8 protein-coding genes are annotated in these 12,843 nt (G+C 47.9%); 4 read left to right on the top strand and 4 right to left on the bottom strand.

Features of this window, described 5'->3' with window-relative positions:
* Positions 1-115: 115 nt before the first annotated feature.
* On the top strand, positions 116-1,345 hold the full coding sequence (locus ABVT36_RS11460; RefSeq protein WP_368456704.1) for a helix-turn-helix domain-containing protein: 1,230 nt from the start codon (positions 116-118) through the stop codon (positions 1,343-1,345).
* Positions 1,346-1,527: 182 nt separating this feature from the next.
* On the opposite strand, the gene ABVT36_RS11455 is transcribed toward ABVT36_RS11460, so the two are convergent.
* A complete protein-coding gene (locus tag ABVT36_RS11455; protein ID WP_368456703.1) occupies positions 1,528-3,033 on the bottom strand; it encodes a hypothetical protein in 1,506 nt (501 codons plus the stop codon).
* Between the two features lie 770 nt (positions 3,034-3,803).
* On the opposite strand from ABVT36_RS11455, the gene ABVT36_RS11450 reads away from it, so the two are divergent.
* The 3 genes from ABVT36_RS11450 (at position 3,804) to ABVT36_RS11440 (ending at position 7,643) form a co-directional block, all read left to right on the top strand.
* Positions 3,804-4,445, top strand: coding sequence for a hypothetical protein (locus tag ABVT36_RS11450; RefSeq protein WP_368456702.1), 642 nt, complete (start codon positions 3,804-3,806; stop codon positions 4,443-4,445).
* Positions 4,446-4,606: 161 nt separating this feature from the next.
* Complete coding sequence (locus tag ABVT36_RS11445) at positions 4,607-6,787, top strand: TonB-dependent receptor (RefSeq protein WP_368456701.1); 2,181 nt, start codon at positions 4,607-4,609, stop codon at positions 6,785-6,787.
* Positions 6,788-6,800: 13 nt separating this feature from the next.
* A complete protein-coding gene (locus ABVT36_RS11440; protein WP_368456700.1) occupies positions 6,801-7,643 on the top strand; it encodes a hypothetical protein in 843 nt (280 codons plus the stop codon).
* Positions 7,644-7,798: 155 nt separating this feature from the next.
* Here ABVT36_RS11440 and ABVT36_RS11435 read toward each other — a convergent pair whose 3' ends face one another.
* The 3 genes from ABVT36_RS11435 to ABVT36_RS11425 all read right to left on the bottom strand — a co-directional run bounded on the left by ABVT36_RS11435 (position 7,799) and on the right by ABVT36_RS11425 (position 12,360).
* Positions 7,799-8,212 (bottom strand): hypothetical protein, encoded by a 414-nt coding sequence (locus tag ABVT36_RS11435; RefSeq protein WP_368456699.1) that lies wholly within the window; start codon positions 8,210-8,212, stop codon positions 7,799-7,801.
* A gap of 952 nt (positions 8,213-9,164) precedes the next feature.
* On the bottom strand, positions 9,165-9,875 hold the full coding sequence (locus ABVT36_RS11430; RefSeq protein ID WP_368456698.1) for a lytic polysaccharide monooxygenase: 711 nt from the start codon (positions 9,873-9,875) through the stop codon (positions 9,165-9,167).
* 682 nt (positions 9,876-10,557) lie between these two features.
* Positions 10,558-12,360: a hypothetical protein gene (locus tag ABVT36_RS11425; protein ID WP_368456697.1), complete on the bottom strand. Its 1,803-nt coding sequence runs from the start codon at positions 12,358-12,360 to the stop codon at positions 10,558-10,560.
* Positions 12,361-12,843: the final 483 nt, after the last annotated feature.

Below are 12,843 nucleotides of genomic sequence, written 5' to 3'. Positions count from 1 at the left end.
TTTCAAGTAGGCCTTTTGTTCCAATTTTTTCGCCCGGCAGGATAAAATCCTGCCTCAGTGGAGTGGCCAATCCAACCTCAACAGAAAATAAAAATAACCTTCAGGGGACTGGGCGATGGACCTTTTGCTATTTAACTTGCATGATGTCGTTCTCATCATGACAGCCTTTCAGTGCGCACTGTTTGCATTCTTCCTGCTGGTGGTCAGGGGTGAGCGGCGTATCAGCAATGCCCTGCTCGCACTGTTTCTGTTGAGCCAGGCCGCCATTCCCCTGGATATCCTTATCAGTTTTGGTGCGGGCTTTCGCGAGTGGGCTATCCAGGTCTCGCCCAATCTCTTCTATATATTCGGTTTCGCCTACTGGCTGGAAGGGCCACTGCTGCTCTGGTACACCCGCTCGCTGGTCTATAAAGACTACCTGCCGAAACACCGCGAACTGGTATACCTGTTGCCACTGCTTGGCTATGTCATTTACCAATACTTCGTTTACTTCCGCTTTGATTCCCTGGCAAAGGGGGAAATGTTGCAGGACTACGACCTGTTTGCCGAATCGCTGCTGACCCATGGCATTGGTACCCTGCGGGAGCTATTGCGCTGGGTATTTGGTATCGCCTGCCTGGTGGAGCTCAGGCGTTATCATGCGAGAATCCGCGATTCCTACTCCACTATCGAGAAGATGGATCTCCGCTGGCTGTGGATTCTGGTGGCCGGTTTCCTGGTAATTCGCAGCTGGGCGGTGCTGGTTAATATCGCAATCATATCTTCCGCCCATTTGGATACGTTTTTCGATTACCGGGTCATGGGACTCGCCAGCAATTACACCGTGTTGATACTGGTTAGCGCACTGATTTTCATGAGCCTGCATGGCGCGTCAGTATTTGACGGACTGGAAGCCGAAGAGGAATCCGGTCCAGGGCCACTGGAAAAAAGTCGTGGCGGCGTACAGAAAAGTGCCAATCCGGGCAAACCACAGATAGATCCGGAGCTAGTGGAAAAAGTGGAACGGAGTATGACCCGGGAGCATCTGTTCCTGACCCCAACCCTGACGCTGGCCGACCTCGCCCAACATCTGGGCACGGCCAAACGCACGGTATCCACCATCATCAACCGCCACTTTGGCTGCAATTTTTTCGAGTTCGTCAATCAGTACCGCATAGAAGAAGCCAAAGCCCGCCTGGCAGACCCCGCCCGTGAAGAGCAGACAATTCTGGAAATAATGCTCGCTGTTGGGTTTAACACCAAAGGGACATTCAACACTCTGTTCAAAAACCGGGTGGGAATGACACCAACAGAATTCCGCTATCGCAGTCGCGCGCCGGCACCCCTGCCGCAGAATGCGGTCTAATGGTATCGACCAACATCGCTCGGCATACCAGCCGCTGCGAGCGTGGCTTTTATGGGATTTAGTGCACTTCTGGCAAACCATGATTGGGAATAGCACTGGCAGGCTGGGGGAGGCGTCGAAATTCTTCAAATTTCAACAGCCTGCCAGTGATAAAAGCTATTCCCAGGAGCACAACTCAGTGGTTATTGGTTTTCGTTAGGCGGCCCCGGTTTACTTTCGCCTGTGAATGCCCCCAATGCCTCTCCATGGCGCCCGCCGGCTTTGGCAAACATGCTCTGCGGCGTGAAATCCCGATTTTCCGGATCGAAAAAGCGCGGATCATCAAACTCAGAAAACTGGTCCGGGTCAGCTCGCAAGTGTGCGTGAAGCGTGTCAGTGAAGGCACTCTTCCAGTCGCCAAAGCTGCTGAAACTTTGGGGGTTGGTGCCCCCAAGGTCCAGCAGCCACTCGGGGCCTGTTGCTGCACTGTAGTCTGTGTGCCAGAAGAGGTTGTAATCCATCTCACTTATGGCGGTTGAAACGTCAAGCTGTCTGGAAGGACGGGTAATCAGCAGGTCTCTTTCGATTTGGCTAAAAATATTATTGTAGATGTCGATCCCGACAATACCGGAGAGGTTTATTGCAACACGTTCGATATCATAAAAAGTATTGTTGACGATATCGAGATCTTCTGACTGCTCGTTGACATTTCCCATATCCAAGTCAATGGCGCTGGCTGCCTCAAGAAACAGATTATCCTGGATTTGCAATTCACTCAGCTTGCTGTCTGCGGGGGCGCTGCCATCCAGTGAATTGCTTGTTGTTACAATAGCCTTGTCGAGCAGCTCAAATTGATTGCCCAGAATACTGACGTCCGATAAATGTTTGTCATTTTGTACCTGGAGTCGAACACCAGTATCGGAATTGTAAAAGCGGTTCTGGCTGATGGCGATCTCCGTGATTTCACCGCTGTCTGCCGTGATGATGGGATAGCTGCCTTCCCTATCGCTCTGATAAATATCGTGAATAGTATTGTTGCTGATATCCACCTGGCTGGTGCGCGACAGTCTTATGCCGCCGACATTTCTATAGCCATATACATGATGGATATAGGTATCGCTGACCTTGATGCCCCGGGATTCACAGTCCCCCAGCGAGGAAGATATACCGGCCGAATGTGTATTCCTGACTTCAATATTTTCAATCACAATATGACTGGCACACAAAAGGTAGATGCCAACGATGGTGTCTTCATCCTTGGTCTCTATACCCTGGTCAATGACCGGCTTTGGGGCGTCGTTACTTGTATCACCAGTGATACGGATAGGGGCCTCTGCTGTTCCACTGTTGGCCAGTGTGAATCCCCGTATGGTTTCACCGGGGAAGCGGTAGTTGCTTGTATATTGGCGACCGCCTTTGATAAGGATTGTATCGCCCGCCTGCACCGCATCCAGCGCATCCTGTAGCTCCTGGCTGCTTTCCACTTCGTAGGTTTTTGTGCTTGGGGGCGGTGGTGGCGCTGGCGGGTCATCTGAGGTCACAACGGAGACTTCCCCACCAGACCCGGATCCGCTGCAGGCAGCAATCCATATAGCTGTAAATGCTGCAACCGGCAGGTCGAACGAGAATTTTTTGAATTTTTCAGTGGCAAGAGGCATTTTGTCAGTGCTCAAATTAAAAGTTGTAAAATGTAACTGGTCATCATTCAAGGCAAAACAGCAATTACAGAGGTTTTTCTGGTCACAGCCCTATGGCATGACTTAGCAGGCTGTTGAAATTCGCAGAATTTCGACGCCTGGTACCGGAATATGGATGTTCCGGAAAAATCGACGACGCCTAAGTCGTTGATTTTGGGGGAAAAGTGAAAATCACATTTTTCGCTTTTCGTGTTTTGAAACAGGCAGGATGCCTTTTTCAACAACCTGTTAGGTCCGTTAGCTTAGCCGCCAAAACAGGCCCATCCATTTCGGCGCGGCCGGACAACCTGTATTGCTGCATCCGTAATTGCATCACCTACACTGGCTTCTGCTTCATCTATCAGTCAGCACTCCTGTAGATACTCGAGTGGCGAACCCGGGCAATATAAGAGAGCCACCTCCTGCCTCTGGGTAATGGGAAATGCGTCACTCTTTGTTACTCGTGCCTCGATTGGCACCTTTTCTGTCACAGCAGTGCCAACTCAGTCAGCGTCAACAGACCCTAAAACTCTACCTGGCTGTGATCCCTGCCGAAATTCTTCGCAAGTCAATTAGATGCCGGTGTTTACATTTTCAATTAAATGTAACCCAACAAGGATGGCATCCGCCAAATGCTATGATATAGTATAACAGCTTTGGCACTTGGACAAACCTGCCAGCCTAGCCCCAGATTGTATCTGGCCAGTGTTGTCCGGGTAATCGTTTACGGAAATACGCTTTTTTTGCTGAAATAATTCATAAATTATCGAATAACTCATCAATAACAGATAAGGAGATCTTTCATGCAGACCATTTTGAAATGGATTGTCGCGGTTGCGCTCGGCGCCCTCGCAGTTCAGTCCCACGCGCAACACAGCGATGTGACGTTTGACATTGTCGCAGGCCAGATTGTTATCGAGGCTGACGGCCATATGCACCGAGCGGGTGCCCTTAGCGGAAATACACAGAAATTGGTGTTTGAAGCGGATTTCGGCGATTTCAACCAGGGGCCCTATGCCACAGACGATCCGGGCTACGTTTCCCACGAAGTTAGTGGCGTATTGACCCCTGGTGACATCATCGGCTTCTCCGGCGTCGGCACCTTGAAGTTCTGGGACGGCACTGCCTGGACGGCGATGACACTTGATCAGGTGACTTTGACAGACGCCCTTGGCGCGCAGTCCACCTTCAGTTCCGCAGGCACATTTGCTGGCAGCTCCAGTTTTATTGGTGCTGCGGATTCCATGGGTGGTTTCCATTCGCATATCGATTATGAGATCAATCCAGATGCGGCGGTTGGTGCTTACCTGATCGAAATGCAACTACTGGGCTTTGACAGCACGGGCAGCAGCCAAATCTACGTTGCATCTGAGAGCTACTACATTGCCATCAATTTTGGTTTGAGCGAGGCGGCCTTTGAAGCGAGTATCACCGCTTTGCCCTAGCGTTTTGATAATGATATCCGGGGACTTGGTGGGCCTGGACGCGGCTCTAAATAACCATCCCTCTGTTTCCCTCCGTGTTTGACACGCGCTTGGCCCGCTCTGCGGGCCCTTTTAACAATTCACACAACTAAAAATATGAGGTAGGGATGCCAACGCGACTTATGCAGCTAGCAGGTTGGTTCTTCGTCCTAGCTATCCCCCAGTCCGGGCTGGCAGAGGATTCCAGGGACAAAGGACACGGGGGGATCGAGGAGATCGTTGTTTCTGGCGAGAAGGAGGAGGAGAAGCATGACCAGTTTCGCACTGGCCAGTCTGGCGCCAGCTTGACTGGCGATAAGCTTCGCCTCGAAATCGGCAATACCCTTGGGGAGACGCTCGCGGGCCAGGCGGGGGTTCACAACGCTACTTTTGGGCCCAGCGTTGGTTTACCAGTATTGCGTGGTTTGTCCGGAGTACGTGTCAGGATCATAGAAGATAGCATTGGAAGCTGGGACGCCTCGTCACTCAGTCCAGATCACGCTGTGGCCATAGAGCCAGTATTGGCGGAACGCATAGAGGTGCTTCAAGGTGCCTCCACCATAGAGTTTGGCAATGCCGCAGTGGGGGGCGTTGTGCACGTCGATACACAGCGAATCCCCTCTACAAAAAAAGAACAAACACATTCCGGGATTATCGAGTGGAGAAACGAATTAATAAACGATCATGCCCAAATGACAACCGTAACAAAGCTCAATGCCGAAAATCAGCGCTTCGGATTTCATATTGATGCCTACGACAGAAGCCACGGCCATGTGGAAATCCCCGGCTGTGCCATTGATGTGGCAGGGGTCAACCGTCAGTTTGGTTTTGACGCGAGTCAGTCCAATACCTGTGGCTATATTGCCAACAGCGATGCTGAGGCGCAGGGCTATTCGATCGGTGCGGCTTTGACTGAGGAGCAGTGGTATATCGGCGTCTCCGCCCGCAATATGGACTACAACTACGGGATACCACCGGGCAGTCACACAGAACCCCGGGATAGTGGCCACAACCACGGCGGTGACGAAGACGGTGATCCGCTGATCCGTATTGACCTCGCGCAACAGCGTTACGACTTTAGGGCGGAATACCGGTTTCGGCAAAGCGCTTTGCAGCACCTGGAGCTGCAGATAGCAACTGTAGACTATCAGCATCTCGAAGCCGAGAGAGGGGTTCCGGGTACCCATTTTGTCAATGATGTTACCGAGGCAAAACTGGGTCTCGTGCACAGCCTTGCGGCAAACCTGGAGGGTGTCATCGGCCTACAGGCCATTGACCGCTACTTTGCCGCCACAGGCAGTGAAAGCTTTGTGCCACCTTCGGATGTGACCAGTTTTGGTATTTACCTGGTGGAAAAATGGCAGCCCGGGGCCTGGAGCTTCCAGGCGGGTGGACGTCTCGATGCCAAGGAGATTCGCCAGCTGGAACCGACAGCTCCCCTTCGCCCAAATAATCACCAACTCATGCACCAGCCCACTGAATATAAAACCAGTAATTTCCAACTGGGAGTTGCCTATGCACCGGGGCATCATCAATGGTCCGCAGCACTGGGCAGGCACCAGCGTGTCCCGGATGCCCACGAATTCCTGTCACTGGGGCCACACCTGGCGACCCGCAGCTTCGACCTCGGACTACTGCTGCGGTCTGATGGTGTCATTCCAGACGCAGAGCTGTTTAACAGTTTGGAACTGGGCTGGAATTGGTCACACGGGCTGGGCAATACCAACCTCAGGATGTTCCGCAGTGAAGTGGATGGATTTATCTATCAGGATAATACCGGCATTTTTTTCGATCTCGCTGAACAACTTTTTCGCGTCAACTGCGTCAGACTCGCCGAATGCCTGCCTGTTTATGAATACCGGCAGAGCGATACCGTGATACAAGGTGGTGAATTTGAATGGCTTTGGCCCGGGATTTCAATCGCCGCCGGGGCCCTGCAAATCAACTGGTTTGCAGACTACGTGGAAGGACGTCTGCAAGATGTGGTTGACAACAGCACGGGCAATAGGGACATTCCCAGAATGCCACCCTGGCGACTTGGCGCAGGCGCTGAATGGTCCTCGGCGTCATGGCTGCTAGATGTCACAGCTACTTATGTGGCGGAGCAAAACAACCCCGGCGCCTTCGAGACAAAAACCGACAGTTATCTCGAAGTGAACGCAAGTCTGCACTACAGGCTTTCCGGATGGCTGGACAACGCCAGCGTATTTCTCAAAGGCCGGAATTTGGGTGACCAGGACATCCAAAATGCCACATCATTTATTCGAAATTTCGCCCCTGAGCCAGGTCGCTCTCTGGAGCTGGGGATACGGTGGGAATGGTAAGGTGGGAACCTCAATGAAACACATGGTTTGGTGCTTAAGGTATTTGCGAAACTTAACAGTGGCGGTATTGCTGATTACCACAAGTCTGGAAGCGAGAGCCCAGTACAGCAGCTGCAATAACTTTGGTCACTTCGATCTTTTCATTGATATCCTACCGCCGGCTGCTGTGGGGGCTAAAATCCTGGTCGACTCCGCAGGCACTTTTCCTCTCAGTGTGGATACCGGCAACATCGTGGTTCCGGCAGATTTTGGTGACTTTGCCGGTGGACCACACAAAACGGATGACCCTGGATGGGTGGTGAATGCCGGCGACCTTGCACCTGGTGAGAATCTTTGGTTTCGCGCTTTGGGTGCGCTTCGATACTGGGATCCAAACCTCGAAGCATGGGGCAGTCCCGTCAACGGAGAGCGCGTAAGGTATTTCGGTGCCATTCCTATTGAAGTGCTTTTGGGCAATGACCCGGATGAATTGGCATTCTATGAACAGGGAACTATCTGGTCCAACGCCGGTATCGAAGGCCCCATCGAATCACCAATCGACCAGGCTGCGCCGGATGGCAGCATTCATACGCATCTGGATTTCTGTGTCGAAGCCGCCGATGGCGATTGTTCACTCAGCGGGATTGGTCATACCGGCAACCCGTCAACAGGTGCTTACCTGATTGAGCTGCAACTATTTTCTGATGCAGGAGCAGGTGAAAAATACAGAACCTCACGGCCTATACAGGTCTTACTGAACAACGGCTTGGCCGGGGACCAGTGTGGGACAGCTATCAATGCGTTGATTCAGCCCACCAATGTCGATTCCTCTAAAGCCCTGCCTGGAGCAGGAGTGCTTATTATGACGGGCTACTAGCAGGCTGTTGATTCTCTTCCAGTCTCGAACACATTGGTCGCCTGAATCTGCGATAAAATCAATAGCCTGCCAAAAAAATGCCAATTAGTTTGGCCAACTAATTGGCACTATGGACTGGATCGCTCAATTTAGCAGATCCAATATTGTAGGTATTCCTATTGACGCAGGTTACCAATACATTTCCTGTATTCATGCATATATATTTTACCACCCATAGATGGGTTGGCATTAGCCTTATCCGCAGCAGCGTTCTGACAACCTTCTACCTGGCTCCGCGTCAATCCCATTTCACTGTGTGACATACCGCGGACAGACATGTCCCTCGGCTGCTCGTATCTACGAATTGCGGTAGGTGGCTGAACTTGGTAGAAATACCGGCCTTCTTCATTGAAACGATAGAAATTGCTACCAGTCTGATAGTAGGTCTTACCAAGAATCTGAACAGTGGTAGCATCAGACGGAAGCTGTGTAAGTCGCTCCTGCGCATAGGTAAAACCTGCAACAGAAAGTAACAGTACAAAAGAAAATAGATAACGCATGATATCTTCCTCTTCCACTAACTTGGCCATAATTCTATTCAGTTGGGAAGCGCCTCCCAACCTCCACTCTTCATAATATTTCTCGTTATCAAATTTACTTTGATTCGCTTATATGAATAAGGCAGCAAACTGAATGCTCAACTTTTACGGTGATAATTTATACTTCAATAAAGCTAGCAATAATTTCTAAATATTTATTTGAATTAGCACATGTACCTATAATGAAACATATTGAAATCCTTTTTCCACTCTAACAGGTTGTTGAAAAAGGCATCCTGCCTTTTTCAACACACGAAAAGCGAAAAATGTGATTTTCACTTTTCTCCCAAAATCAACGACTTAGGCGTCGCCGATTTTGCCGGAACATCCATATTCCGGTAGCAGGCATCGAAATTCTTCGAATTTCAACAGCCTGCCAATAAAACTGGCCGGTCATATTTTACAAAATATATCAATCCACAATTTTCCTACTAATGCACTGTTCAGCACACAACTGAATTACCGGACAACTTCTCTGACGGCCTGGAAGTAGAAAATTCCTAGGAGCAGATTAAAAAGGGAAAATATTTATGGGTGAACTGGTTTTTTCACTTAAGAGTTTTTCTGTATTTGAGATATATGGACGGAACAGTTGGTCTCGATGCCGACATCCGAGAATTGACCTGTGCCACTAAATGAACTCTGCGTTCGTTTACTCGGCGCAATCAACCTCGTCCTTAACAGTGTACCACTGAGGCGGTACTGAGCTGACCCAAAGGCTACCCGATAGGGAAACGGGTGGTCACACTTTTCCGTGACCTGCCCCATTTTAGATGAAGGGGTTTGGGGCTCCACTAAATGCGTCACGATAATTATTGAGTAGCCGACTCCAGCTATGGGAATCAGCTACTCGTTTCACAAGGAGAAACATCTTAATCCTTGCGGGGGAAGGAGTTAAAATTTTCATACCATTCCAAATCAGTTTATTGTTATAGAATACATCTCACTCAAATGTCACATCTATACAGCTAAAAAATCGCTCAAAAGTCCATTCATTCCTACCCCACTCCGCGAATATAACGTGGCGGCCGGAACGAACGGGAATATTACAATTCACACTGATGTGGTTAGCAATTAAATCCGCACTGATATTAGGATTGCTACTAAAGTCTCCTGGAATCATCTGTTCATCACAAAAAGGCGCTGCTTCGAAGTCATTCCAATCAAGATCCCGATTCGCGTCGAAGGTAAACTCAGGCCTGGTAATATAAAATACGAATTCTTCTGTATCAGAGAAGTGGGGTCCGTAAGTTATATCCCATACAAAGGTTTCCGGTCCTGAGGTTATAGATGTGGTCGGCCAATCAGCCGGCGTATCCCAAGGCGTAGGCAAAGGATCAGGCGTGGGCATGGGGTTCCAAGTCTCACTATCGAAGCCACAGACATGTTTCGTAGTTTTTACAACTTTGCGCCCCTGATTATGGACAAGAACACTCATAAAGTTATACCAGTGTGAGTTTTGTCCTCCGATGGTTAAATAGTTGGCAAAAGGCTCGTTACATTTTGTACCGGATGGATTGTCAGGCTTTATTTCCACGCCGCAATGCTGTTGCCGTGAAGGCGGGCTTTCTACATAGCCATGACTGAATGCTTGAGTTGCAAAAAATATGAAAACCAGACTAGTTACACCCTTATGTAGATTTTTGGTGAGCATCCTATTCTCCCTTGGTAAAAACTGTAAGATATTTATAAAGTGAAACACAAACAGCTGCTGTGGCGGAAGCTTATAAGAAGTCAACAGAATTCCACGACATTTCCGTAGACACTACACAGCCTCCTCACAGCCCAGAAACCCTATTCGATATATTTTGAAAAAACAATGGGAGATACTGAACTGTAAACGAAACAAATGCCATACGCTGAAATTAATGTATAAGTAGACGCCAGCTCCCTCTATATTTTCCATGCCAGGGTTTTTTATTACAGTCAATCAACTTCGAGATTCGATTTCAGTAGAAATCTGTAATTTGCCACTCCTATAGATGTATTTGGTCTTTACATTACCTATTCTATTTTCTGCGACTTAGAATTTTTCATTGGAAAGCATACAGCATCGCTTAATGGCGGGGTAAGGTAGTGACCAGAGGCATATCTGATTGTTATCCTTAGTATAAGTCGATGAACAAGATTGGATCATAAAGGCAATACTACGGATATTGAGAGACAAATGTCATCGAAGCATACACCAGGCCCAGTACAAACGCTGAATTCACTTTACCGAATTCAGCCATTTGCTGCAAGAAGTTCTAGTTTAGTCGTGGATAAGATCAATCATTCCGGAGATATGTTTTTACTCCGAGAAAAACTTCAACCCAAATCGTTATTTTTAGCAGTTGTTAATTGATCACGGGAGTGATGATAGCTGCAGCGGAGTCTAATATATCATTACCTTCTGCATAAATTGTGCAGGCATCTCTCACCGAATAGTTTGCCCGCCGCTCTTCACAAGCCTTGAGAGCAAAGTTTTTTGCCTCAGCTTGACTGTGACTTTCCCCAACATACCCTACTGCATAGGCCCCGCTATAGTCTATAGCCAGGGCTAACGCCTTGTTTCCAGATAATTGATGATACTCTGCAAGCATCTCACCCAAGCCTCCTGCGGTCAACTCAGAGGTTACATTCAACTCTTGCTCTTGTTCTATCTCCCTGATCATGGATTTCAGATAGGCCCGCGACTTCTTATTGTAGATCTGCATCAGTAGTGGATGAGCAACATAAGGAAATAATTTCTTATCACGGCTGACATAAAGCTCGCGGACAAACCACCAGGCTATATTTATATCCCGTGGTGCACGCCAATAGGCTTGTTCAAGCATTTCCAGATACTGTTCTCGCGGGTATCCTAGTAGTTGCATGGTAATCGCCAATTCATGCCAGTAAGCGGGTATATGTTCTTGAGTATTAACAAGATGAACATATTGGTCACGAAGAGAAGCGATTTCGTTAACATCTAGCTCTCCATTTTTCGCGAGTGCTTCAGTTAGAGAAATTTTCGCATCCGCCTCAAGGTACCAACTTTCCCGCCGGTATTTCTTCTCTACTTCCTTGAGGATCTCCTTTGCCAGGAAAAAATTACCTGCCTGCGATTCTGAGATCGCCAACGCTGCCTGCAGAGGTGGACTGACGACCCCTTTCTGTTTTGCACTTTTAAAAAAATCTTGAAGAACTGACGGCTTCTGCCTTGTAATAGCCATGAAGTGAGCGATCTCAGCAATAGCAGTTTCACGCATCATCGGCTTTATCAAAGCGGAGCTAATATTCCTACTTTCACTTATTTGCCCACTAAAATATACGAAGTCCGATTTGGAAAGAAGTTGGTATTGTGCTTCCAATTCATCAAATGTCATATCGAGGGCATTTGGGAGTGCCGTAACCGAGTCAGCACCTGTCTGATACGCTTTGAGATATCGTTCCAAGGCAAGTTTTCGTTCTGGATCAAATAGCAACCAATGAGTAAGCATCCAACCAGAGGCATAGAGAGCTTCAGCCTCTTGCTCATCCAAGGAGCCTCGCGTTGCCTCAAGAAGCCGTTTGAGGGGGAGTTGTTTGAGTTGGCTGAGACTAATCGCGCGATCCACCGGCATTCTTCCAACCTCAAATACATTTTTTCCGTTAAATCGGACTGTGGAAAAACTCTCGGCAAGTCCTTCACTATACCAGTAAGGATAATTATAAGAGCTGCGGGAATAAGTAAGAAAGTGAGTATATTCGTGAAAAAGAATCTTGCGAGCGGGATTATCAGGAAAATATCTATTCCCACGAATATTCACTAAAGCGAAACTTCCATATGAAGTATTTCTAAAGCTACCTATAACATTCCGCTCGTTTTTGCTACCATTAACTCTCGCAAAACTTAATTGATCTGCGAGGGCGTATATTGTTAATGACTGCTGGTCCGATTGAAATGCTATATATTTCTGAGAAAAAATCCGAAACTGCTCGAGATCTTCTGCCAGTTTCTGTACTTTTTTTGGATTACCATTTGTCACTATACGAAAATGTTGCGATTTTATTTCATACCAATCGGAGCTGACTAGTTTTTCTGTACTGGTACAAGCAGATAACAGAAATACGAAACCTAACCCGACGAGAATGCATTTTTTAACCCAATAACTTTCACGGTTTTTTTGATTATTCATCTCATACTTACTTAATACTAACAATTGCAATTTCTTACCATATTACTTTTGAGAGTAATGACACCACTATTAATTCTATCCAAATTCACCTCCTTTCGACTCCTATGTGGGCAAGCTCCGCTAATGGCACTAACGTAAAAGCAATCGAAAATAATCTGCCACAGCACTGATTGGAGTGACAATCAAAATAGCCAAACCCTACTTGTAGCCAAAGTCATCGCCCCAACAATACGAGACGGGCAAGATAACCCACCACTCTTCTGAAATTATTCATCTACCACCACGCCAATGCAGCTGGTGGTCTTTTAAACTACTAGAAATCCTTAATTTCGGAAGGCAATGTTATGCCTACATGGCACTTAAGTCTACATAATCTTTACGTGACATTGGTTTCTATGATTATCTTTTCGCCAAATATATATTTTGTAATTAGTACAATTTTACCAAGACAAAGAAAGTCTTCACTTAGCAGCTGATATATCT

Source organism: Microbulbifer sp. TYP-18, assembly GCF_040932045.1.
Classification (GTDB): domain Bacteria; phylum Pseudomonadota; class Gammaproteobacteria; order Pseudomonadales; family Cellvibrionaceae; genus Microbulbifer.
Note: the sequence above shows the minus strand (reverse complement) of the source record. Positions and strands in the feature narration are given on the sequence as shown.

Coding starts and splice junctions, on each gene's coding strand:
- ABVT36_RS11460 (WP_368456704.1), top strand. CDS start 116: ATGGACCTTTTGCTATTTAACTTGCATGATGTCGTTCTCATCATGACA.
- ABVT36_RS11440 (WP_368456700.1), top strand. CDS start 6,801: ATGAAACACATGGTTTGGTGCTTAAGGTATTTGCGAAACTTAACAGTG.
- ABVT36_RS11445 (WP_368456701.1), top strand. CDS start 4,607: ATGCAGCTAGCAGGTTGGTTCTTCGTCCTAGCTATCCCCCAGTCCGGG.
- ABVT36_RS11450 (WP_368456702.1), top strand. CDS start 3,804: ATGCAGACCATTTTGAAATGGATTGTCGCGGTTGCGCTCGGCGCCCTC.
- ABVT36_RS11435 (WP_368456699.1), bottom strand. CDS start 8,212: ATGGCCAAGTTAGTGGAAGAGGAAGATATCATGCGTTATCTATTTTCT.
- ABVT36_RS11425 (WP_368456697.1), bottom strand. CDS start 12,360: ATGAATAATCAAAAAAACCGTGAAAGTTATTGGGTTAAAAAATGCATT.
- ABVT36_RS11430 (WP_368456698.1), bottom strand. CDS start 9,875: ATGCTCACCAAAAATCTACATAAGGGTGTAACTAGTCTGGTTTTCATA.